Here is a 21732-nt window from a genome sequence, read left to right on the forward strand (position 1 = left end):
GCTAACGCCAATGATTAGCACTCGACCATGCCGAGTGCAAGCGCAACGGGAGGTCTCGACCCGTCCGCGTGCACGCCCGCGTGTGTCGCACGTGGGGTGGGCCGCACCGGAGACGACGGGCCGCGGGCGGTCCCGGGGCCGGACGCGCAACGACCGGGGCCCGGCCCCCGCGTGGCGGGAAGGCCGGGCCCCGGTCACCGATCGACCCGATTCGACGATCCGGCAAGGGATCGGTGGGAATCGAAGGATCGGACAAGATGTGTGCTGCGGTGTGTCGTGCAGTCCGTGGTGTGGACCGTTTCAAGCAGAGGAGCGGATTGCCCCCTGGTTCAGGCGGTGACGCGGACCATGTCGGCCTGCGGCCCCTTCTGCCCCTGCGAGATCTCGAACTCGACTCGCTGCCCCTCCTCGAGCGTCCGGTACCCGTCCATCTGGATCGCGCTGTAGTGGACGAAAACGTCCGCACCACCGTCGACCGCGATGAAGCCGTACCCCTTCTCCGCGTTGAACCACTTGACGGCGCCCTGAGCCATTCCTAACTCCCCTGTTACTGGCCCTTTCACGGATACTGCACGCCGCAGCTCCGGGTTCGTATCCAGAAGGACCCGGCCTTCCGCTACGACCGCGGCTGAATGTATCCGGACGGATGCCCGGAGCAACAGGTCAATCGGACGAGAATTCCCGAGTGAATAAAGACCGCATTCTTCGCGAGTCACCAGGAAAGCCGTATTTCAATTCGTCAGGAAAGCGACCTTCCGCACATAACGGGTGTGATCCCGACCACGGGTTTACCGACGCGTCGCCGCCAAAGCCGGGAAATGGACCCGGTTAAACACGTGTAACGATCACCCTCTCCGGGTGACGAAGAAATCCGCCGCCCGGTGCTCCGGGCGGCGGATTTCTCGGTTCCGTTTCGTGCCCGAGTCGATGAAGATCGGGACCGTCGGCCTATCGCGTCAGCAACCGCCCGCGACCGCCGGGATGATCGAAACGGTGCCCTTGTCGGGGGTGGCCGTGGCGAGACCGTCCGCGAAGCGCACGTCCTCGTCGTCCACGTACAGATTCACAAAGCGACGCAGCTTGCCCTCGTCGTCGAGGATGCGCGCGCGAATTCCGGTGTGATCCTTTTCCAAGGCATCCAGGACCTCGGCGAGGGTCGTCCCCTCGACGGACACCTCGGCCGCCCCGCCCGTGTAGGTGCGCAGGATCGTCGGGATGCGAACGTTGACGCTCATGCCAGGCCGGCCTTTCGGAAGGAATCCAGAGTGGGTCGAATGGTCGCGGTGGCGCCGGTGGTCGGCGTGACCGCGTCCAACGTCTTGAGGCCGTCACCCGTGTTGAGCACGACCGTCTCGGCATCCGGGTCCAGCGCGCCGGACGCGAGCAGTTTGCGCAGGCAGCCGACGGTCACGCCACCGGCGGTCTCGCCGAAGATGCCCTCGGTGCGGGCCAGCAGCTTCATCGCCTCGACGACCTCGGCGTCGGTCACGTCCTCCACCGCGCCGCCGGTGCGCTTGCACACGTCCAGCACGTACGGGCCGTCGGCCGGGTTGCCGATCGCGAGCGACTTGGCGATCGTGTCCGGTCGCACCGGGCGGATCACGTCCTGACCGGCCTTCCACGCCGCCGCCACCGGGGAGCACCCGGTGGCCTGCGCGCCGAAGATCCTGTACGGCGCGTCCTCGACCAGGCCCAGTGCGATCAGCTCGCGGAAGCCCTTGTCGATCTTGGTCAGCTGCGAACCGGACGCGATCGGGATGACGATCTGCTCGGGCAGCCGCCAGCCGAGCTGTTCGGCGATCTCGTAGGCCAGCGTCTTGGAACCCTCGCCGTAGTACGGCCGCAGGTTCACGTTGACGAAGCCCCAGTCCTCGCCGGCCGGGTCGCCGATCAGCTCCGAGCAGAACCGGTTGACCTCGTCGTAGGTGCCCTCGATGGCGACCAGCTCGCCGCCGTAGACGGCCGCCGTGACGACCTTGCCGGCCTCCAGGTCGGCCGGGATGAACACGCAGCTGCGCAGGCCCGCCCGAGCGGCGGCGGCGCCCACCGCGCCGGCCAGGTTGCCGGTGGAGGAGCAGGAGAGGGTGGTGAAGCCGAAGGTGCGTGCGGCCTCGACGGCGATCGCGACCACGCGGTCCTTGAAGGAGTGCGTCGGGTTGCCCGAGTCGTCCTTGACGTGCAGGTTCGCGATGCCCAGCTCGCGGCCCAGGTTCTCGGCCCGGACGAGCTTGGTGAAACCGGGGTTCAGGTTGGGCCGGGACGCGACGTCCGCGGCGACCGGCAGGAGCGGTGCGTAGCGCCAGATGTTCTGCGGGCCGGCCTCGATCTGCTCTCGCGTGACGGTGCCGAAGTCGTAGGCGACCTCGAGCGGGCCGAAACAGGACTCGCAGGCGTACTTCGGGCCGAGTTCGGTGCGTTCGCCGCACTCGCGACACGACAGCGCGACGGCCGGACCGAAGGAGGTGGAGGTGGCGCTGGTGGAGCGGGTGGCGGTGGGTGTCGCCATGGCGAGGGCCTTTCTGTCCTCATCTTTACCCGTGGGGTCCCACGGGCCGGACTTGGCACCTGTCCGATCCGCCGGTGCTCGCTCGCGCCGAAAGCGCGTCACGAGGAATGACGATCGGATGGTTGCCGGGGCTTCAACGGGCCGTTCCCTCTGCCCCTCTGGATGAGCTGCTATGGCGGTGGACACACCCGTCGCCGGGTGGCCGGTCCGCGTTTGTCCGGCTCGACGTGCGATCGTCGTATCCGGTGACGACGACTGTAACCGAACCGGTGCCGCGTCGATCATCCGGTCCACCTCGCGAGACGATAAAGGGTGACCGCGACCGAGGCCGGAACACCGGCGACGACAGGGGATTTCGAACGTGCAGCCCGAGGTGAGCGCCTGGCTTCGACGACGGTCCTCCGTCGCCGCGGACTGGCCCGTCGACAAGCTTCTTGACGCCAAACGCGACACCCGGGTCAGCGTCGTCCTGCCCGCGTTGAACGAGGCGGCGACCGTCGGGGACATCGTCAAGGTGATCCGAACCGAGCTGATCGAGCGCGCGCCGCTGGTGGACGAGCTCGTGGTGATCGACTCCGGATCCACCGACGACACCGCCGCGGTCGCCGCCGACGCGGGCGCGCGGGTCGTGCACCGCGACGACATCCTGCCCACGCTGGCGGCCGTGCGCGGCAAGGGCGAGGTGTTGTGGCGCTCGCTGCTGGTCACCGACGGCGACATCGTGGCGTTCGTGGACGCCGACCTGAAGGACTTCTCGGCGGACTTCGTCACCGGGATCCTGGGCCCGCTGCTGACCGACCCCACGGTTCGACTGGTCAAGGCCATGTACGACCGGCCGCTGGAGATCGGCGACACGATCGTGCCCGCGGGCGGCGGCCGGGTCACCGAGTTGGTCGCCCGCCCCCTGCTCAACCTGCACTGGCCGGAACTGGCCGGTTTCGTCCAGCCGCTCGGCGGCGAGTACGCGGCCCGGCGCTCGCTCCTGGAACGGCTGCCCTTCCCGTGCGGCTACGGCGTCGAGACCGCGATGCTCGTGGACACCCTGCGCCTGGCCGGTCTGGACGCGATGGCCCAGGTGGACGTGGGCGTGCGCCGGCACAGCCACCAGGACGAGGCCGGCCTCGGCCGGATGGCGGCGGAGATACTCCAGGCCGTGGAGCGCCGACTGCGCCGCGGCCCCACGGGCGCGCACCCGGTCGAGCTCAGCACCGCGCTGACCCAGTTCGAGCGGGACGAGGACGGCTTCCGGCTGCGCACGCACGACGTCGCGGCCCGGGAACGGCCGCCGATGGCGACCGTGCCCGAGTACCGCGCGCGGACCCGCCTGGTCGGGCGCTGACGGTCGTCCCGGTCGGGCGCCGGACGGCTGTTTCGCGCCATCGTTGTGGGCGAGGCGGGCCCGGTGCGGGTGCGCCGGCTCAGCCGCCCAGGACCGCGGCGACCCGACGGGCGGATTCGTCCTCGTTCGCCCGCACCCGTGCCAGCGCCGCCGCCTCGCGTTCGATTGCCTGCCGCTGGTAGGCCACGTCGACCGCGTACCAGGTGCCCGCCACGTTGTGCTCCGTCCGGCAGGCCACCGTCGCGCTCGCCGCGGCGATCTCGCGCGCACTCGGCGCGGGCGTGTCCCACGCCGGATCGCCGCCGGCCGCCAACGGGTCGGGGTAGTCGAACCCCTTCGCGCGCATGCAGGTCGACCACCGCGCCAGCACCCGAAGCACCCGCGGGTCGGCCCGCGACCGCTCGAACGACTCGACGTCCAGCCGACTCGGCAGCGCCGCGCGCTCCAGCACCGGATCCACGCCCAGCGCGAACCGCGCCTGGCCCAGGCAGCCCGGCCCCGGCCGATCGGTGCCCTCGGTCGGCGCCGGCGGCTCACCGTCCGCCCCGGCCGCGCCGTACAGCGCCACCGCCAGCTCCCGGCTCGGCGCCGGCGCGCTCGGCTTGGCCGTACCGCCGGCGACGGAGCCCGGCGGCCGAAATCCCCACGTGGCCACCTCGACCGGGTCGCCCACCCCGTAGCGGCGCTCGGTGCGCGACTTCAACACCGGTCCGCCGTCGGTGGCCGGCGGCGTCGGGTAGGTCAGGCCCAGCCGGGCCAGGCAGTCCCGGATCAGCACGGACTCGGCCGAGGCCCGCCGGGCGCGCTGTTCCCGGGTCGGCAGGTAGGCCGCGATCGGCAGGTCGAGCCCGGTCACCTCGCCGCTCACCGGAGTCGCCGTCGCCGGCGGCGGGGCGCCCGACGCGAGGTCGGCCGCGGGCGGGCGGTCGCCGCGGTCGCCGGCTCCGGTGCACCCGGCCAGTGCCAGGCACAGCACCGCGATCGCGGCCGACCCGCGGCGCCGGCCCCCTACTGCGCGGTCCAACTGCCGGACGCGTTGTTGTTCTTCAGCGCCGGGTCGAGATTGGCCGTCGACTTCGGGCCGATCTCCTGGACCGGACCCTGGTAGTTGCTGCCGTAGTAGATCCGCAGGATGTGCGTCGGGTCGTTGTTCCACACCGACGCGGCGTTGTTCTTCACCGGCACCCCCGTGCCGCTGCTGCCGTCCGGGGACCGCATGAAGGTGTAACCGGCGTAGTTGGCCATGTTGTACCGGTGATCGAAGCGCGCACCCTTGGTGTTCGAGTTGTAGTACAGACACGCGTCCCCGTCGTTGCACGCGCCGTCCCCCTCGGCGACCGCCGGTGCCGCACCGGCCGCGAGGACCAGCGCGGCGGCCACCGCACCCGCACCGAGGCCACGATTGCTGCGCATACCCGATTCCCCCTTGCCCCGTTGCCCGCAGGCCCGATTTCCGGGCCCGGGTCCGATTCGTCGATCGAGTCGGCGGGCCGAGTCACCCGGTCGCATCCGAGCGAGACAGGCCCGACGAGTCAAGAGAAAACACACCTTCGCTACTCCCGGTAATGACATGCACACGTGATTCTCGCCACACCGTTCGAGTCGCAGGCGCGATCGGGTCGGGTTTGCGCACCGGGATGCGTGGCTAGGGTCGGGGCATGAGTGCTCCCCCTCCCGCCGGTGTCCTGGTCGCGTCCAATCGTGGTCCCGTGTCCTTCTCCCTGGAGGACGACGGCACGCTTTCGGTGAGCCGCGGCGGCGGCGGACTCGTGTCCGGACTGTCCACCGCCGGGCAGGGAACCGGCGCCGTGTGGGTCTGCTCGGCGCTCGGCGAGGCCGATCGCACCGCGACCCGGGCCGCTCCCTCGGGCCGGCTGGATCTCGCCGGTCACGACACCGGCGGCCTGGCGGTGCGGATGCTCGACATCGACCCCGGCACCTTCGCCCGGGCGTACAACGCCATAGCGAATTCGACCCTGTGGTTCGTCCACCACCTGCTCTACGACACCCCGTCCAAGCCGGTCTTCGACGCGCGCTTCCGCAAGGAATGGGCCTCCTACGAGGCGTACAACCAGGCCTTCGCGGAGGCGCTGGCCGACGAGGCCGCCGAGGGCGCCAAGGTGGTCGTGCAGGACTACCACCTGACCCTGGTGCCGGTGCTGCTGCGCCGGCTGCGGCCGGATCTGCGGATCGGGCACTTCTCGCACACCCCGTGGGCGCCGCCGGACTACTTCCGGCTGCTGCCCGACGACATCGCGCGGTTCGTCCTGGAGGGCGTGCTCGGCGCCGACCACGCGGGCTTTTTGACCCGGCGCTGGGCGCTCGCCTTCCTGGACTGCTGCGCGGACGTGCTCGGCGCGACGGTGGACCGGGACGCGATGACCGTCACCCATGCGGGCCATGTGACCGAGATCGGCGTGCACGGCCTGGGCGCGGATGCCGAGTTCCTGCGCGAGCGGGCGTCGCGTGCCGACGTGGACACCCGGCTCGCCGGACTGCGCGAGGCGGTGGGCGATCGCCGGGTGATCGTCCGGGTGGACCGCACCGAACTGTCCAAGAACATCGTCCGGGGCCTGCTCGCCTATCGCGAGCTGCTGCGCACCCGACCGGAATGGCTCGGTCGGGTGGTGCACGTCGCGTTCGCCTACCCCTCCCGGCACGACCTGCCGGAATACCGCGAGTACACCGCGGCGGTGCAGCGGGTGGCCAAGGAGATCGACGACGAATTCGGCACCGGCGACTGGCAGCCGCTGATCCTGCACGTCAACGACGACTTCCCGCGCTCGCTCGCGGCGTACCGATTGGCCGACGTCGCGCTGGTGAACCCGATCCGGGACGGGATGAACCTGGTCGCCAAGGAGGTGCCGGTCGTCTCGCTCCTGGACGAGGCGCACGGGGGTTGTGCGCTGGTGCTCTCGCGCGAGGCGGGAGCGTGCGAGGAACTCGGCGAGGACTCGATCGTGGTCAACCCGTTCGACGTCTCGCAGACCACCGAGGCGCTGCACACGGCGCTCACGATGGACTCGACCGAGCGGCTGCGGCGCACCAAGCGGCTGGCCGCCGCCGCGGTCGCGCTGAACCCGCAGCAGTGGTTCCTGGAGCAGTTGGACGCGCTCGGCAAGTAGGCACTGCGGGCCGCCGCCCGCGCCTGCCGACACCCGCCCGCGCCCACCGGTTCGACCGGTGGGCGCGGGCGGTCGGGCTCAGACCGCCGTGGGCGGGGTGGCGCGGCGGCGGCGGGTGATCAGCACGGCCACCGTGCCGGTGCCGATCAGGGCGACACCGGCGACACCCGCGCCGACCAGGCCGGCCGGTCCGGTCAGCGGCAGGCTGCCGCCGCCGGACTTGCCCGCGCCGCCGCTCGTCCCGCTCGACCCGCTTGTGCCCGCGGCCGTACCGCCGGTCGAGCCGCCTCCGGTGGTCGTCGCGCCGGTCGTGCCCGAGGTGCCGCCGCCGGTCGTGGTGCCGGCCCCGGCCGTCGCGCCGGATCCGGTCGTGGCCGAGCCGCCCTTGAAGGAGACCTTCACGAACGCGTCCTGGCTGCGGTCGGGCGAGCCGTGCGCGGCCATGGTCAGCACGTAGCACTCGGTCCGGAGGCAGTCGACGTCCTTGCCCGCGCCGTTCTTGTAGGTCGCCTTGACGTCGGTGAGGGTGGCCGAGAACGTGCCGTCCGGGTTGATCCCGTCCGGGCCGTACGCCTTGAGCCACTTCGAGGCGCCGTAGTTGCCCGCGTTGGTGGTCCAGTCGGCCTCCTTGGGCCCGAACACCACGTAGATCCCGTTGCCGCTGCCGGCCGCGTAGCCGGAGCCCTCGACCGTGATCGACGTGCCCGCCGGATCCAGGCCGGTGCTCGGCGTGACGGTCAGCTTCGCGCCGCCGGCCGCCGCCCGCGGTGCGGCCTGCGCGAGTTGCGCCGGTGCCGCCGGTGCGGCGGCGCGCAGCGATCGGGGGGCACCGCCGGGCGCAGGCGCGGCGAAGGTCAGCGCGACCTCGGCGGTCGGTCCGCCCTCGACGCCGACCCGGACCTCGAACGCGGGCGCGTCCGGAGCGAATCCGGTGCCCACCCGCAGCGGCGTCGCGACGACGCCCTGCCCGTCGGCGGCGAGCGTGCGGCTGCCCGCCCGGTCGGCGGTGTCGCCGCCGTACAGCGCGACGGTGACCCGGGCACCGGGAGCGAAGCCGCGGCCCACGACGGTGATCTCGTCGCCGGCCGGGGCCAGTGCGGTGCTGCGCGACACCGTCGCGGTGGGTCCGGCCGGGCTCTCGGCACGGGTGTCGGCGGGTGCGGCCGAGGCAACGGCGGCGGCGCTCAGCACGCCGGCGGCGGCCAGGCCGAGCGCGGCGGCCGAGCCTGCGGCGCGACGGACACGGGGGGAGGTGTACATGTCGGCTCCTGGTGGGGTCGGGGCGGCGACGCGCGACGGCGGGTGTTCAGCCGGTCGGGTCGGCGGTGACTTCGGTGGGGGAGGCGGCGGCGTCCGGCGCGGTGTCGGTGTCCTTCGCGGCGGCAGCCTCCTTGGCGGCGGCGGCGGCGGCTTCGGCGGAGGAGGCGGCAGCGGCGCGGCGTCGGCGGAGCACCGTCGCGGCGTAGGCGATCAGCGCGCCGAGCAGCAGCGTGATCGCGCCGAGCAGCAGCCACGGCGGCGCCCATACGCTCGTCGATTTCGCGGTCACCGTCGCCGGGTTGCCGGTGACCTCGACGTCCGCGGTGAGTCGACCGGCCGGGAAGACGCCGTCGAAGCGCTGCACCACCTCGTGCGTCGCCCCCGGCAGCAGCTCGGGCAGGGCGGCTCGGGCGGGGCCGCCCAGTCGCCAACCGCCGGGCCCGGAGACGGTGGTCTCGACGCCCGCCGTGGTGCGTACGTTGCCGGTGTTGCGCACCCGGTAGCGCACGACCGCCTCGGCGCCGCCGAACATCGCGATCGGGTTGTCGTAGGACAGCCGCAGGTCCTCGATCGCCAGGCGCGGTACGGCGGGCCCGTCCACGCGCAGGTAGATCCGGGCGCCGACGCGTCGGTCCACGTCGAATCGTTGTTGTCCCGGGCCGGTCGCCTCGGCCTTGATCGAGGCGACGATGGCGCCGGTGTGGTCGCCGGGGCTCGCGTCCGCCGGGACGGTCAACCGGAACGGGATGTCCGCGCGTTTGCCCGGCGCCACCGTGTACGACTCGGCGTCGAAGCCGATCCACGCACCGACATCCTTCGGTTGCTCGGCGGCGGTCAACAGGGTCATCCCGCCGTCGGCGGCGAGCACGGCGTCGGTGGCGTACACGCGCAGCGTCAGCGGCTTGTCCCCGAAGTTGGACACGCCGACCACGTCGACCAGGGTCTGTCCCGGCGCGGCGGTCGACACGAAGTGGTCGCGTCCGCCCGCCGGTTGCACGCCCCAGGTGAACCCGTCGGCGGCCCGGGCGGGCGCCGCGAGTGCGACGAGTGCGGTGAGGGGCAGGATGGTGGCGAACAGGGCGCACAACAGGCGGGCGGCGGCGCGCATGGGGGTGGGGCTCCTTTGTCGGGCGCCTTCGGCGCCGGCTCGCGAGGGTCCGCTTCGTTCTCTCCCCCGCTTCGCTCCTTCGAGAAGAAAAGCGGTCCCTCGCTCGGGACTTCGTGTCCCCGCGTTTCGTTCCGGGGCACGAAGTCCACGCTTGCGGCTCCACCGCTCTCCGCGCTGCGCGGGTCGATCACCGGGGGGCCGCCGGGTCGGGGGCGCCGACGCGCCGGGCGGTGGGTCGGCGCTGCCGGGATTCGCCGGACACGGGTTGGGGCGGCGCGGCGGGGCATCCCCGGACTCGGCGGCGGCGGGGGATGGCCGTCGGCGGCGAGTCGGGGGATGGCCCGGTCCGAGAGGGGTCAGATGAGGGTCAGAGTCAACGTGCCGGTGTAGGTGCCGGGCACGGTGATGCCGGGGACGCCGAGCTTCAGCGCGCCCGCACATTCGAACGAACCGGCGCTCGCGCCGGCCGCGGACGAGCACAGGGTGCGCGGTCGACCCAGGCCGGTGCCGGGTTCGGCCTTGGCGCCCGCGGTGACCTGCGGGGTGGCGCCGCCGGTGGGCAGCGTGCCGGTGACCGACTTCGCGGTGGGCGTCCAGCCGAGGTTGTCGCCGACGATCCGGCCGCCGGCCGCGGTCAGGTCGCTGGCCTGGCCGGTCAGCGTCCAGCCCGCGTTGGTGCCGCGCGCGTCGGAGACCGTGAGCGGGTTGAGTGCGCCGCCGGTGAATGCGTCCTTGCCGTTCAGGGTGACGCCCGGGAGTGCGACGTCGGTGCCGCCGACGCCCAGGGTCAGCGGGCCGCCCTGCACGTCGGTGGTGATCACCTGGTAGCCGGTACCGGGGCCCGGCGGGACCGTCGGGGCCTTGAACGCGACCGGCAGGAAGGTGTCCTGGCTGCGGTCGGGCGAGCCGTGCGCGGCGAAGGTGACCACGTGGCACGTGGTGACGGAGCAGTCGAACTCGACGCCGTCCTTGTTCTTGTACTTGGCCTTCATGCCGTCCAGGGTCAGCGTGAAGCTGCCGTCGGCGTTCAGCTTGGCCTGGCCCGGCGAGGCGGCCGGGTTGGTGCGCACCCACTTGGTCGCCTGGTACGGCGCCGGGTTGGTGTTCCAGTCGGCGTTCTTGGGGCCGAACGCGACGTAGATGCCGTTGCCGCCGTCGCGGACCGGGTCGAAGCCGGTGCCGGTGACGGTGAACGTCTGGCCGGCCGGGTCGGCGCCGGTGGCCGGGGTCACCGCGAGCCCGGGCGTTCGCACGGGCGGCGTGCCGTTCTTGAACGCGACCGGGGTGAAGGTGTCCTGGCTGCGGTCGGTCATGCTCGCGCCGTGCGCGGCGAAGGTGACGACCCGGCACTCCTGCTTCAGGCAGTCCACCTCCTTGCCGTTGCCGTCGGTGTACTTCGCCTTGACGTCGAGCGTCGTGGTGAAGGCGCCGTCGGCGCTCATCTTGCTGCCCGCGACCCACGCCTGGGCGCTGTAGGCACCCGCGTTGGCGTAGTAGTCGTCGATCTTGGGTCCGAACAGGACGTAGACCCCGTTGCCCGAGTTGCGCACCTTGTCGAAACCCGTGCCGTTGACGGTGATCGTGGCGCCGTCCGGGTCGACGTCGACGGCGGGCGACACACTCACGGACGGGGTCGTGGCGGCCTGCGCGGGCGAGGCCAGGCTCACGCCGGCCAGCGCCAGCGCGGCGGTTGCGCCCATCGCCCCGAAGCGGATCAAGCGGTTCGCGGGCTGGGGCCGCGCTCCGTTCGTCATCCTTGGCTCCTCCATCTGGCAGTGTGCACAGTGCGGCGCCCGGACCTATTAGCGGTAGGTCCGGGCGCCGTCCGATGCAGAGGAGGTAAGGCTAACCTAATTAATGGGATCGTAAAGAGCGGATGCGGCGCCCCGGCAGCGGAGTGCGTCACACCCGGACAAGTCCGAGTACGGGTGGTGTTCCCGTGCCTACGCGGTGATCTGACGACGATTCAGTCGCCACAGCAGATACAGGGACGCGGCGATCGCGGCGATCCGGATCATCCCGGGCAGCAGCTCGCCGAAGCGGTCCCACGCCTCGTCCCGGGTCAGATCCGCGCCCAGGTGCCCGGTGGCGCGCATCCACATGCCGATCGCGAACGCCAGGGCGGTCGCGCCGGGGACGTAGAACGCGGCGAACCGGCGTTCCTTGAGCGACCACGCGCCCGCCGTGAAGACCACCAGGTAGCCGAGCAGCACCACCACGGTCGACGCCACGATCGCACCGATCGCCATCATCGCGATCGCGAACACCTCGCGCACCTGCGTGCGCAGCGCCCCTGGACCGAACATGCCCAGGGCCGGCGTGGGTTCGGTCAGCGAGTCCTCGTCGTCCCAGGTCGCCGACGTGTCCGAGACCACGCCGATCGGATAGGCCGGTGCGTGCAGCGAGCCGTCGCCGTACACGTCGGGGGCGGGTCGCTCCGGCGTCCCGCCCTCCGGCGGGGTCCGCCACCACAGCGGCTCCTCCTCGGGATCCGCGAGCGGGACCGGCTTGGTCGCGGCGCCGCCGGCCGCGGTCTCGGCGAGCGTGGGCGGACCGGCCGCCGGGGGCGCCTCGGGGGAGACCCGGGGCGGCGGCGCGGCCGGCTGCGGGGCGGCCGGCTGCGGGCGGTTCGGATCCGGCACGGCCGGAATCGGCGTCGCGTCCGCGCGAAAGCCCATCTGGCGCGCCACCGTGGCGTAGCGCGAACCGCGCATCGACATCGCGCCGACGCCGTCGTCGGCCCCGGCGGTGCGCAGGTCGCCGAGCCGGTACAGCTCGTGGCCGACCACGGCCTCGGGGCTGCCGAGCCGATCCAGGACGACCTGCACGGTGCCGGGGGTGTGTGCGTTCAGCCGCTCGCGCTCGCTGTTGATCTGGCTGCGCAGCCGCTCCACCAGTCGGGCCCGGTCGGCGGGGCGCAGTCTGCGCTGGGCGGCGTCGCCGACCTCGCCCAGGTACTGCAGAACCAGATGATCGCTCTCGAAGTTCACGCCCCCACCCCACCCCCGCCGAAGGATCGTCGCATCGGCACGACGCTTGCATCGGTAAAGCGACAACTCAGCGTAGGGGCCCGGGCGAAGCGGAGCGAGGGGTTGACCGAAATGGTGATCGCCCGGACCACCCGAGGCGGCGTCGACGGCCGATATTCGGTCGCCGAAGGGCACCGGGATCTCGGGAGCGGTGATCGTCGGCGGGCGGACCGTCTAACGTTGATGGGATGACCACAGCTGCGTCGCCCACCCGTGCCGAGGCGGATCGGCCCGCCGAGTCCGGCCCCCGGACGCTCGCCGAGGATCTGCGCGGGCGCACCGACGCGGCCCTCGCCGCGTTGCTGCGGGCCCGACCGGACCTGACCACCCCGGTCCCGGTGGACCTGACCCAGCTGGCCACCCGGGCCACCACGCGGGCCTCGATCGCCCGGGCCCTGGAGCGGCTGGACCGGTTCACCCTCCAGGTGGTGGACGCCGCGGTGGTGCTGCCCGACGGATTCACGCCGGCCCGACTGCACCCCCTCGTCGGCGCGGCTCCCGAGGCGCTCGCCCGGGCCGTGGCCAATTTGCGCGAGCAGGCCCTGCTGTGGGGCCCGGACGACGCGCTGCGGGTGGTGCGCACGGTGCGCGACCTGGTCGGCGCGAGTCCGGCCGGGCTGGGCCCGGCGCTGGTCGGCGCGTCGGCCGCGACCGCGCCCTCCCGGCTCCAGGAGGTGCTCGCCGATCTCGGTCTGGGCTCCACCCACGACGCGGTCTCCGCGATCGCGGCGATCACCGAACTGTTCACCGACCCGGCCCGCCTGGACGCACTGCTCGGACAGGCTCCCGAGGCGGCGCGCGAGGTGTTGGACAAGCTGGCCTGGGGCCCGCCCACGGGCAGCGTGCGCGGCGCGGACCGGCCGGTGCGCGCCGACGCGGCGCGGACCCCGGTGGAGTGGCTGCTCGCCCGGGCGCTGCTGGTGCCGGCCGGCCCGGACGCGGTGGTGTTGCCGCGCGAGGTGGCGCTGCACCTGCGCGGCGGTCGGGTGCACCGGACCCTGGAGCCCGCGCCTCCCGAGCTGCCGACGCGCGCGCACGATCCACAGGCTGTGGACAGTCTGGCGGCGGGCTCCGCGTTCACCGCCGTGCGTCGGGTCGAGGACCTGCTGGAGGCGTGGAGCGCGGGCGGGCCGGCCGTGCTGCGGGCCGGCGGCCTGGGCATGCGCGAATTCAAGCGCACCGCGGTGCAGTTGGACGCACCCGAGGCCGAGGTCGCGCTGTGGCTGGAGTTGGCCTACGCGATGGGCCTGGTCGCGGGCGACGGCGAACCGGACGAGCAGTGGTTGCCCACCCCCGCCTACGACACCTGGCGGCGCACCCCGGTGGGCACCCGCTGGGCCGCGCTCGCCGGTACCTGGCTGGAGACCACCCGGGTGCCCGCGCTGGTCGGCTCGCGCGACGACAAGGACCGGCCGATCGGCGCACTGGGCCTGCAGGTGGACCGCACCGCCGCGCCCGAGGTGCGCCGCCGGATCCTGGCCACGCTGGCCGCACTGCCGCCGGGCTCGGCCACCGATGCCGACTCGCTGCTCGCGCACCTGACCTGGCATCAGCCGATCCGGGCCGCGCGGCTGCCCGAGGCGTTGTTCCGGGCGATGCTGGTCGAGGCCGAACTGCTCGGCATCACCGGACGGGGCGCGCTCGCCGGATACGCCCGCACGCTGGCCGAGGGCCGGGTCTACGAGGCGGGCGACGCGCTGACCCCGCTGCTCCCGGAGCCGCTGGACCACGTCTTCCTCCAGGCCGACCTCACCGCCGTGGCCCCGGGTCCGCTGGTCCTGGACCTCGCGCACGAACTGCACCTGGCCGCCGACGTGGAGTCCACCGGCGGCGCCACCGTGTACCGCTTCACCGAGTCGTCGGTGCGCCGCGCACTGGACGCCGGCCGCACCGCGGCCGACCTGCACCACCTGCTCGCCACCCACTCGCGCACGCCGGTGCCGCAACCGCTCGGCTATCTCGTGGACGACGTCGCCCGCCGGCACGGCCGGATCCGGGTCGGCACCGCGGCGGCCTTCCTGCGCTGCGACGACGACGCGCTGCTGGGCGAACTGCTCGCCGACCGCCGCGCCGCCGGACTGCGGCTGCGCCGACTGGCCCCGACCGTGCTGGCGGCGGAATCCGCGCCGGACACGGTGCTGGAGAAGCTGCGCGCGCTGGGCTTCGCGCCGGTCGCCGAGTCCGCCACCGGCGACCTGGTGCTGACCCGCCCGGACACCAGACGCACCCCGCCGCGCTCGGCACCGCCTCGGGTGGCCGGCGAACCGCCGGCGCCGAGCGAGGCGCTGCTCGGCGCGGCCGTCACCGCGATCCGCGCGGGCGACGCGGCCGCCACCGGCCGGGTCGACGACGGCGCGGAACGCGACGGCGAGCCGGTCGAACTGCCGCGCACCTCGGCCGCCGAGACGCTGCTCGCGCTCCAGGCCGCACACGCCGACCGGCGGGCGGTGTGGATCGGACACGTCACCCGCGAGGGCCGGGCCACCCAACACATCGTGATCCCGCTGCGCCTGGAGGGCGGCTACGTCACCGCCCACGAACAGGGCACCGGCGAGATCCACACCTACCCACTGCACCGCATCACCGGCGTCGCCGACACGAACTAGGCCGGACACGGCCCGGCCCCACACGGCCCGGCCCCACCCCGGGCGCGTCGGCGCCCCCTCACATCTCCCGACGCCCGATCCGCCACACCGCGAGCCATACGCACAGGGCGGACAGGACCAGGGACAGCGCGAGGTTGTCGCCGTACTCCCCGGGATCGTGCCCGCGCAGCAGGTCGACCTGGGAGTTGAACAACTGGGACGGCAACCAGGTCTGCACCGGCCGCCACAGCGCCGCGAGCGGCATCAGCACGAAGCTGACCAGGGTCGCGCCGAAGATCGCCACCGGCCGGCGCAGGAACGCGGCCATCGCGGCGACCACGCTGAGTTCGAGCACCACGCCCACGATCCCGTAGAACGACCCGTAGAAGACGGCTTCGGCCGGCAGCGGGCCGAACATCCAGTGCACCTGGGCCCAGGCGATCAGGCTGCCCAGCAGATAGGCCAGCGAGACCGCCGCCGTGGTCACCGTGTACCGCGGCAACACCAGGTCGCGCGGGCTGCGCATCCGGGTGCGGTGGAACGCGGCCAGGCCGGGTCGATGGTCGACCGCCAGCGCACTCGCCATCAGCGCGAGCCCGACCAGCACGCCGATCTGGCCGGCGGCGTAGGTGTACACCGCCATCCCGCTGTCCGCCCGCAACCCGCCCGTCGGTGCCACCGCGTCGATGTGCAGCGCCTCGACGATCCGGTCGCGGTGCCTGGCGAACACCGGGCCGACCAGGCCCACGCCCGGATAGGCCACCAAGAGCAGCAGCCAGCGCCGGGTACGCACCAGCCGCAGCCACTCCAGGCGCCACAGGCCCAGCCGACGCGGCCCGCGCGGGACCCGGTCGACGCCGGCCACCACCGCGGGCACGGTCGGTTGGGTCGAGGCGGGCGCCTGCACCGCGCCGGATCGCGTCATCGGGGACCGCCGGTGATGGACAGGAATGCCGCCTCCAGGTCCGACTCCTCCGGCGCGACCGAGACCACCCGGGCCGAGCAGCGGCTGAGCACCTCGGCGAGGTGCCGCTCGCCGGCCTCCAGCGACCGGGCCTCGACCCGGAACAGGCCGGGTCGCAGCGACGATACGCGCGCGACCCAGTTCTCCGCCGCGAACGCGCGCAACAGATCGGTGCCGCCGCCGCGCACCCGCACCAGCCAGCTCGGCCGCATGTGCGTGTCCACCAATTCGGCGGTCGACCCCTGGTAGAGCAGCCGGCCCGCGCGCATCACGCCCACGTGATCGCAGACCCGCTGTACGTCGGCCAGGATGTGGCTGGAGAAGACCACCGTGGTGTGTTCGCGCAGGCTCGCCACCAGGTCGAGCACGTCGGCCCGACCACGCGGGTCCAGCGCGGAGGTGGGTTCGTCCAGGATGAGCAGTTCGGGATCGGCCACCAGGGCGGCGGCCAGGCCCAGGCGCAGCGTCATGCCGCGGGAGAGCGAGCCGGCCTTGCGATCGGCGCACCCGGACAGTCCGGTGCGGTGCAGCGCGACCTTGATCTTCTCCCGGGGCAGCCGTCCGTCGACGAGGTTTCCGGCCAGTTCGACCACCTCGGACGCGGTCAGCCACGGTTCGAATTCGGGCACGTCCGTGGACACCGCGACGCGACGCCGTTCGACCCCGAAGAGCACCTCGCCGTAATCCGCCCGGCGGGTGCCGCCCATGATCGACAACAGCGTGGTCTTGCCCGCGCCGTTCGGTCCCACCAGGCCGTATACGCAGCCGCGCGGCACCGTCAGGTCGATGCCGAAGATCCCGGTGCCACCGCCGTAGTCCCGGGTCAGGGCGCGTGTGGACACGGCGGGACCAGTCGGTTCGCCGGCGTGCTCGGGGGTCTCGGCGGCGGTGCGATCGGGACGGGGAACCCGATCGTCGGAGGCCGACGACGTTTGTTGCGCCATCAAGTATCCAGGGTAGGTAGACGGGCCGGTTTGTGTGTTCCTCCGTAAGGATGGGTCTGGCGCTCCTCCCTGGGCAGTAGTGCCCCTGAAGCCTGCTCCTGCCGACGACAAACGGTTTTCGGAACACGGCCGCCGCGCGGATGGTTGAGACTTGTTGGTCCCGTCCCCTCCACCATGCGGAAAGGTTGGCCCGTGCCCGATGGCCCGCTGATCGTCCAGTCCGACAAAACCCTGCTCCTCGAGGTGGGGCACGAGGCCTCCGGCGACTGCCGTCGAGCGATCGCTCCGTTCGCCGAACTCGAACGCGCACCGGAGCACGTGCACACCTACCGGCTGACCCCGCTGGGCCTGTGGAACGCGCGCGCCGCGGGCCACGACGCCGAGCAGGTCGTGGACGTACTGCTGCGCTACTCGCGCTACCCGGTGCCCAACGCGCTGCTCGTGGACGTGGCCGAGACGATGGGCCGCTACGGCCGGCTCCAGCTGTCCAAGCACCCCACCCACGGCCTGGTGCTGACCAGCACCGACCGTGCGGTGTTGGAGGAGGTGCTGCGCAGCAAGAAGATGATTCCGCTGGTGGGCGCGCGGGTGGACCCGGACACCGTGGTGGTGCACCCCTCCGAGCGCGGCCAGATCAAGCAGGTGCTGCTCAAGCTCGGCTGGCCCGCGGAGGACTTCGCGGGCTACGTGGACGGCGAGGCGCACCCGATCGAGCTGGCCGAGGACGGCTGGGGACTGCGGCCGTACCAGCAGGAGGCGGTCGAGGGCTTCTGGCACGGCGGCTCGGGCGTGGTCGTGCTGCCGTGCGGCGCGGGCAAGACGCTGGTCGGCGCGGCGGCGATGGCCACCGCGAAGGCGACCACGCTGATCCTGGTCACGAACACGGTCTCGGCCCGGCAGTGGAAGTCCGAACTGGTCAAGCGCACCTCGCTGACCGAGGACGAGATCGGCGAGTACAGCGGTACCCGCAAGGAGATCCGGCCGGTCACCATCGCCACCTACCAGGTGGTGACCACGCGCCGGAAGGGCGTCTACCCGCACCTAGAGCTGTTCGACTCCCGGGACTGGGGCCTGATCGTGTACGACGAGGTCCATCTGCTGCCCGCCCCCATCTTCCGGTTCACCGCCGACCTGCAGGCCAGGCGCCGGCTCGGCCTGACCGCGACGCTGGTGCGCGAGGACGGTCGCGAAGGGGACGTGTTCTCGCTGATCGGTCCCAAGCGCTACGACGCGCCGTGGAAGGAGATCGAGAACCAGGGATACATCGCGCCGGCCGACTGCGTCGAGGTGCGGGTGACCTTGACCGAGATCGAGCGGCTGGCCTACGCGACCGCCGAACCCGAGGAGCGGTACCGCTTCTGCGCGACCACCGCGAGCAAGACCCGCGTGGTCAAGGAGCTGGTCGAGCAGCACCGCGGCGAACAGACCCTGATCATCGGGCAGTACATCGACCAACTCGACGAGTTGGGCGAGGTGTTGAACGCGCCGGTGATCAAGGGCGAGACCACCAACAAGGAGCGCGAGCGGCTGTTCGACGCGTTCCGTACCGGCGCGGTGCAGGCGCTCGTGGTCAGCAAGGTGGCGAACTTCTCGATCGACCTGCCGGACGCGACGGTGGCCATCCAGGTGTCCGGCTCGTTCGGCTCGCGACAGGAGGAGGCCCAGCGGCTCGGGCGGGTGCTTCGGCCCAAGGCCGACGGCCGGGGAGCGCGCTTCTACTCGGTGGTCGCGCGCGACACCATCGACCAGGACTTCGCCGCACATCGGCAACGGTTCCTCGCGGAGCAGGGATACGCGTACCGGATCGTCGACTCCGACGACCTGGACAAGCAGAGGTAGTCCGGGACCGGGGCGTTCGGTCACTCGGTCGGGCGCTGCTCGACCGTCTTCGTGGTCCGCTCCCGCCGCCACCACGGGGTGCGGCGGGGGTGGACCCGGGCGGCCAGGTGGCGGCCGAGGAATATGTAGGCCAGGAACGCGCCGGTCGCGTTCAGGATCACGTCGTCGATGTCGAACGCGCGGCCGACGACGAACAGGCCCTGCACCGCCTCGACCACGAGCATCAGCACGCCGACGGTGAGCAGGATCCGGAGCGGGCCGCGCAGCCGGGCGGAGACCACCGGGAGCAGCACGCCCAGCGGTGTGCACAACACCAGGTTGCCGCCGACCTGCCGGACCGCGTCCCGGACTTCGGGACGGTCCAGGTAGGACCGGATCGAGTCGCCCGGGTCGGTGTTGCCGGTGACCAGGTCCTGCGAATCGGGCTGTGGGGTGAACGTCACCCGGGCCAGCACCAGGGCGAAGGCGACCAGGGCCAATACCCCGAGCCCGATCGCGACGGCGCGCAACACGCGGGCACCGCGCGAGCGGGTGGGCCGGGGGTGCTCCGCGGGGTCGGCGGTCGTCGTGCGCCGCTCGTCCCCGGTGCCGAGCGCATCCACCGTGTCCACTCCCGACTGTCGGTTCGGCTGCCTGAGCGGGCGTCTGCCCGCGCGCGGCCGGACCATGCGGGGTCACGGCACGGCGTGTCGACCGAGCAGGGTGACCCGAACGGCCGTACCGGCGAACACCCATGTGCCGCGCGCGACCGTCGCGGTGATGTGCGCGGGCCGGCGCAGCCGGGCGCGGACCAGGTCGGTGAAGGGGATCGCGGTGGCGGTCCCGGCGGGGACTCCGGCGGAGGAGGAGCCGCGCAGCGTCGGCATCCGCAGCGATCGGGGGGCGGGGAGATGCGTCATCGTGCTCATGTCCTCGACGCTAGGTGGACCGGCATGACGGGCGCGTCGGCACCAGGGCGCCCGCTGCGGTACCTCTCGCGGATGACCGCCCCTCGTGGGTCGACCGCGCGACCGACCCGGTGGGTCGGGGGAGCGGTCCGGTCCGCCCGGCCGGCGGAGCGGGCCGGTCCGGTCCGGATCGACGTCGCGCGTGGCCGTGGGTTCCCCGGCGGGGACATCTGCTTCCGATGCGCCCTTGACCCGAATACGCCGAAACGATCAAGGATTTCGCAGTTCACGGCATTGTCCGCATGCGGACATCGGCCCGCAACGCACCGCGTCGTAGGCTGAACGAGTGAATGCCCTCATGGTTGGTTTCGACCTGGATATGACGCTTGTCGATTCCCGTCCCGGCATCGGGGCGGCCTGGGCCGTGCTCGCCGAGGAGACCGGCGTCCCGATCGACATCGACCTGGTCGTCTCCCGGCTCGGGCCGCCGCTGGAGACCGAGGTCGCGAACTGGTTCCCGGCCACCGAGATCACCGCCGTGGCGGCGCGTTATCGCGAGCTGTATCCGGACCATGCCGTGCGCGGCACGGACGTGCTGCCCGGTGCCCGCGAGGCGCTTGCCGCGGTGCATCGACACGGTGGGCGCACGATGGTGGTGACCGGCAAGCACGAGCCCAACGCGCGCCTGCACCTGGACCATCTGGACCTGGCCGTGGACCACCTGGTCGGCGACCTGTGGGGCGAGCAGAAGGGCGCGGCGCTGCGCGCGGCGGGGGCGAGCGTGTATGTCGGCGACCATCTCGGCGACCTGATCGGGGCCCGGGTGGCGGGCGCGATCGCGGTCGGGGTGGCCACCGGTCCGATCTCGGCCGAGGACCTGCGCGCGGCCGGCGCCGACGTCGTACTCGCCGATCTGACCGAGTTTCCCGCGTGGTTGGACGCGCACGTCGCCGATCTGCGGCTGGCGGACCTGCGCGAGCGGCTGCGCGGCCTGGGCAGCGTCGCGGTCGCCTTCTCCGGCGGCGCGGACTCGGCCTTCCTGCTGGCCGCGGCGGTACGCACGCTGGGTGCGGCCGACGTGCTCGCGCTGACCACCGAGTCGCCGAGCCTGCCGGCCGCCGAGCGCGACGCCGCGCGGGCCTTCGCGGCGGACCTGGGCGTGCGTCACGAACTGGTGCCCAGCGACGAGATGGCTCGCGAGGGGTATCGCGCGAACAACGGCGATCGGTGCCGGTTCTGCAAGACGGAGTTGATGGCGGTGCTCGGGCCGGTGGCGCGTGCGGCGGGGATGACCCATCTGGCCACCGGCACCAACGCGGACGACGCGCGGGTGGGCTTTCGGCCGGGGATCGCCGCGGCGGCCGAGGCGGGGGCGGTCACCCCGCTGTTGGACGCGGGTCTGACCAAGGCTCAGGTGCGGGCGATCAGCCGGGCGTGGGGGCTGCCGACCTGGGACAAGCCGGCCGCGGCGTGCCTGTCCAGCAGGGTCGCCTTCGGGGTGGCGATCACGCCGGCCCGACTGGCCCGGGTGGAGCGGGCCGAGGCCGCGTTGCGTGCGGTCCTGGCCCGGGAGGGGATCCCGGTCCGCAACCTGCGCGTGCGCGACCTGGGGCAGTCCGCGCGCATCGAGGTGGACGCGGCGCTCAGCGCCGCGGTGGACGGCCACGCGGCTGCCCTGGCGGCGGTCCGCGAGGCCGGCTTCGCCGCCGTCGAGGTGGACCCGCTCGGCTACCGCGAGGGCGCGATGAACGAACTCCTGGCCGACCCGGAGCCGTACCGCTAGGGCCGGTCTTCGCGCGCCGGGTGCCGCGGCGTCAGATCGTCTCGGGCACCGGGCGACGCCTGCTGCGGACCGATTTGACCAGACCGGCGGCGGCCACCGCGAAGCCGACCGGCATCAGCGCACTGACCAGGTAGACCGCGGTCGGCAGCGCGTCGGCGCCGATCAGCAGCGGTGTGACGGTGGCGAGTGTGGCGAGGGTTCCGATGGCGAAGAGCACCGCGCCGATGCGGACGAGCCGATCGCCGGGGCCTGCGGATGCGTTGTACACACGCCCAGGGTAGATGCCCCGATCCGGCCCCGATGCGCCCGGGGCGGGATCCCCATGTCCGGCCGAGAACGCGACCATTAGCCTGGACGAGTGAA

At 72.7% G+C, this 21732-nt stretch carries 18 protein-coding genes, 2 pseudogenes and 1 riboswitch; of the genes and pseudogenes, 6 read left to right on the forward strand and 14 right to left on the reverse strand.

Annotated elements, in window-relative coordinates:
- Nucleotides 1-329: 329 nt before the first annotated feature.
- The 3 genes from ACIBM5_RS41270 to thrC all read right to left on the reverse strand — a co-directional run bounded on the left by ACIBM5_RS41270 (nucleotide 330) and on the right by thrC (nucleotide 2506).
- Nucleotides 330-533, reverse strand: a complete 204-nt coding sequence (locus tag ACIBM5_RS41270) for a cold-shock protein (RefSeq protein ID WP_020557826.1) — start codon at nucleotides 531-533, stop codon at nucleotides 330-332.
- A gap of 423 nt (nucleotides 534-956) precedes the next feature.
- On the reverse strand, nucleotides 957-1235 hold the full coding sequence (locus ACIBM5_RS41275; RefSeq protein WP_396011836.1) for a MoaD/ThiS family protein: 279 nt from the start codon (nucleotides 1233-1235) through the stop codon (nucleotides 957-959).
- Complete coding sequence (gene thrC / locus ACIBM5_RS41280) at nucleotides 1232-2506, reverse strand: threonine synthase (RefSeq protein WP_396011837.1); 1275 nt, start codon at nucleotides 2504-2506, stop codon at nucleotides 1232-1234. Before thrC ends, ACIBM5_RS41275 begins: the two co-directional genes overlap by 4 nt.
- A gap of 16 nt (nucleotides 2507-2522) precedes the next feature.
- A riboswitch (SAM riboswitch) is annotated at nucleotides 2523-2675 on the reverse strand.
- Nucleotides 2676-2867: 192 nt separating this feature from the next.
- On the opposite strand from thrC, the gene ACIBM5_RS41285 reads away from it, so the two are divergent.
- The gene (locus ACIBM5_RS41285) at nucleotides 2868-3845 is read left to right on the forward strand and encodes a glucosyl-3-phosphoglycerate synthase (RefSeq protein ID WP_396011838.1); all 978 of its coding nucleotides are present in this window, start codon (nucleotides 2868-2870) and stop codon (nucleotides 3843-3845) included.
- 79 nt (nucleotides 3846-3924) lie between these two features.
- Here ACIBM5_RS41285 and ACIBM5_RS41290 read toward each other — a convergent pair whose 3' ends face one another.
- Nucleotides 3925-4869: a hypothetical protein gene (locus ACIBM5_RS41290; RefSeq protein ID WP_396011839.1), complete on the reverse strand. Its 945-nt coding sequence runs from the start codon at nucleotides 4867-4869 to the stop codon at nucleotides 3925-3927.
- Nucleotides 4854-5258: a peptidase inhibitor family I36 protein gene (locus ACIBM5_RS41295; protein ID WP_391586590.1), complete on the reverse strand. Its 405-nt coding sequence runs from the start codon at nucleotides 5256-5258 to the stop codon at nucleotides 4854-4856. Before ACIBM5_RS41295 ends, ACIBM5_RS41290 begins: the two co-directional genes overlap by 16 nt.
- Before the next feature lie 245 nt (nucleotides 5259-5503).
- On the opposite strand from ACIBM5_RS41295, the gene ACIBM5_RS41300 reads away from it, so the two are divergent.
- Nucleotides 5504-6970 (forward strand): trehalose-6-phosphate synthase, encoded by a 1467-nt coding sequence (locus ACIBM5_RS41300; protein WP_396011840.1) that lies wholly within the window; start codon nucleotides 5504-5506, stop codon nucleotides 6968-6970.
- 78 nt (nucleotides 6971-7048) lie between these two features.
- Here the strand turns inward: ACIBM5_RS41300 and ACIBM5_RS41305 are convergent, their stop codons facing one another.
- From ACIBM5_RS41305 to ACIBM5_RS41320, 4 genes are all read right to left on the reverse strand, one after another.
- Complete coding sequence (locus ACIBM5_RS41305) at nucleotides 7049-8230, reverse strand: hypothetical protein (protein ID WP_396011841.1); 1182 nt, start codon at nucleotides 8228-8230, stop codon at nucleotides 7049-7051.
- Between the two features lie 46 nt (nucleotides 8231-8276).
- Nucleotides 8277-9338 (reverse strand): DUF916 domain-containing protein, encoded by a 1062-nt coding sequence (locus ACIBM5_RS41310; RefSeq protein WP_396011842.1) that lies wholly within the window; start codon nucleotides 9336-9338, stop codon nucleotides 8277-8279.
- Between the two features lie 356 nt (nucleotides 9339-9694).
- The gene (locus ACIBM5_RS41315) at nucleotides 9695-11092 is read right to left on the reverse strand and encodes a hypothetical protein (RefSeq protein ID WP_396011843.1); all 1398 of its coding nucleotides are present in this window, start codon (nucleotides 11090-11092) and stop codon (nucleotides 9695-9697) included.
- Nucleotides 11093-11281: 189 nt separating this feature from the next.
- Nucleotides 11282-12328 carry a hypothetical protein gene (locus ACIBM5_RS41320; protein ID WP_396011844.1) on the reverse strand — a complete coding sequence of 349 codons (1047 nt, stop codon included), beginning with the start codon at nucleotides 12326-12328 and terminating at the stop codon, nucleotides 11282-11284.
- 227 nt (nucleotides 12329-12555) lie between these two features.
- Between ACIBM5_RS41320 and ACIBM5_RS41325 the strand changes: the two genes are divergently transcribed.
- A complete protein-coding gene (locus tag ACIBM5_RS41325; RefSeq protein ID WP_396011845.1) occupies nucleotides 12556-14973 on the forward strand; it encodes a helicase-associated domain-containing protein in 2418 nt (805 codons plus the stop codon).
- A 58-nt stretch (nucleotides 14974-15031) separates the two neighbouring features.
- Here the strand turns inward: ACIBM5_RS41325 and ACIBM5_RS41330 are convergent, their stop codons facing one another.
- Together ACIBM5_RS41330 and ACIBM5_RS41335 are read right to left on the reverse strand one after the other, a co-directional pair.
- The gene (locus tag ACIBM5_RS41330) at nucleotides 15032-15877 is read right to left on the reverse strand and encodes a hypothetical protein (RefSeq protein WP_396011846.1); all 846 of its coding nucleotides are present in this window, start codon (nucleotides 15875-15877) and stop codon (nucleotides 15032-15034) included.
- Nucleotides 15874-16758: an ABC transporter ATP-binding protein gene (locus tag ACIBM5_RS41335; protein WP_396011847.1), complete on the reverse strand. Its 885-nt coding sequence runs from the start codon at nucleotides 16756-16758 to the stop codon at nucleotides 15874-15876. Before ACIBM5_RS41335 ends, ACIBM5_RS41330 begins: the two co-directional genes overlap by 4 nt.
- Before the next feature lie 276 nt (nucleotides 16759-17034).
- On the opposite strand from ACIBM5_RS41335, the gene ACIBM5_RS41340 reads away from it, so the two are divergent.
- Nucleotides 17035-18699, forward strand: coding sequence for a DNA repair helicase XPB (locus tag ACIBM5_RS41340; protein WP_391586599.1), 1665 nt, complete (start codon nucleotides 17035-17037; stop codon nucleotides 18697-18699).
- A 20-nt stretch (nucleotides 18700-18719) separates the two neighbouring features.
- Here ACIBM5_RS41340 and ACIBM5_RS41345 read toward each other — a convergent pair whose 3' ends face one another.
- Nucleotides 18720-19301, reverse strand: a complete 582-nt coding sequence (locus ACIBM5_RS41345) for a VanZ family protein (protein WP_396011848.1) — start codon at nucleotides 19299-19301, stop codon at nucleotides 18720-18722.
- Nucleotides 19302-19373: 72 nt separating this feature from the next.
- A complete protein-coding gene (locus tag ACIBM5_RS41350) occupies nucleotides 19374-19607 on the reverse strand; it encodes a hypothetical protein (protein WP_396011849.1) in 234 nt (77 codons plus the stop codon).
- Nucleotides 19608-19944: 337 nt separating this feature from the next.
- Between ACIBM5_RS41350 and ACIBM5_RS41355 the strand changes: the two are divergent.
- Both ACIBM5_RS41355 and larE read left to right on the forward strand, forming a co-directional pair.
- Nucleotides 19945-20529 (forward strand): annotated as a pseudogene (locus tag ACIBM5_RS41355) (HAD family hydrolase); the annotation flags it as partial.
- Nucleotides 20530-20592: 63 nt separating this feature from the next.
- Nucleotides 20593-21369 (forward strand): annotated as a pseudogene (larE, locus tag ACIBM5_RS41360) (ATP-dependent sacrificial sulfur transferase LarE); the annotation flags it as partial.
- A gap of 31 nt (nucleotides 21370-21400) precedes the next feature.
- Here the strand turns inward: larE and ACIBM5_RS41365 are convergent.
- Nucleotides 21401-21637, reverse strand: coding sequence for a hypothetical protein (locus ACIBM5_RS41365; protein WP_396011850.1), 237 nt, complete (start codon nucleotides 21635-21637; stop codon nucleotides 21401-21403).
- Between the last annotated feature and the right edge of the window lie 95 nt (nucleotides 21638-21732).

It is taken from the genome of Embleya sp. NPDC050493 (assembly GCF_044458105.1).
Classification (GTDB): Bacteria; Actinomycetota; Actinomycetes; order Streptomycetales; family Streptomycetaceae; genus Embleya.

Excerpts from the sequence above, each read along its gene's own strand:
- ACIBM5_RS41270 (WP_020557826.1), bottom strand. The coding sequence starts at position 533 with ATGGCTCAGGGCGCCGTCAAGTGGTTCAACGCGGAGAAGGGGTACGGC.
- ACIBM5_RS41275 (WP_396011836.1), bottom strand. The coding sequence starts at position 1,235 with ATGAGCGTCAACGTTCGCATCCCGACGATCCTGCGCACCTACACGGGC.
- thrC (WP_396011837.1), bottom strand. The coding sequence starts at position 2,506 with ATGGCGACACCCACCGCCACCCGCTCCACCAGCGCCACCTCCACCTCC.
- ACIBM5_RS41295 (WP_391586590.1), bottom strand. The coding sequence starts at position 5,258 with ATGCGCAGCAATCGTGGCCTCGGTGCGGGTGCGGTGGCCGCCGCGCTG.
- ACIBM5_RS41300 (WP_396011840.1), top strand. The coding sequence starts at position 5,504 with ATGAGTGCTCCCCCTCCCGCCGGTGTCCTGGTCGCGTCCAATCGTGGT.
- ACIBM5_RS41305 (WP_396011841.1), bottom strand. The coding sequence starts at position 8,230 with ATGTACACCTCCCCCCGTGTCCGTCGCGCCGCAGGCTCGGCCGCCGCG.
- ACIBM5_RS41310 (WP_396011842.1), bottom strand. The coding sequence starts at position 9,338 with ATGCGCGCCGCCGCCCGCCTGTTGTGCGCCCTGTTCGCCACCATCCTG.
- ACIBM5_RS41315 (WP_396011843.1), bottom strand. The coding sequence starts at position 11,092 with ATGACGAACGGAGCGCGGCCCCAGCCCGCGAACCGCTTGATCCGCTTC.
- ACIBM5_RS41325 (WP_396011845.1), top strand. The coding sequence starts at position 12,556 with ATGACCACAGCTGCGTCGCCCACCCGTGCCGAGGCGGATCGGCCCGCC.
- ACIBM5_RS41330 (WP_396011846.1), bottom strand. The coding sequence starts at position 15,877 with ATGACGCGATCCGGCGCGGTGCAGGCGCCCGCCTCGACCCAACCGACC.
- ACIBM5_RS41340 (WP_391586599.1), top strand. The coding sequence starts at position 17,035 with ATGCGGAAAGGTTGGCCCGTGCCCGATGGCCCGCTGATCGTCCAGTCC.
- ACIBM5_RS41350 (WP_396011849.1), bottom strand. The coding sequence starts at position 19,607 with ATGAGCACGATGACGCATCTCCCCGCCCCCCGATCGCTGCGGATGCCG.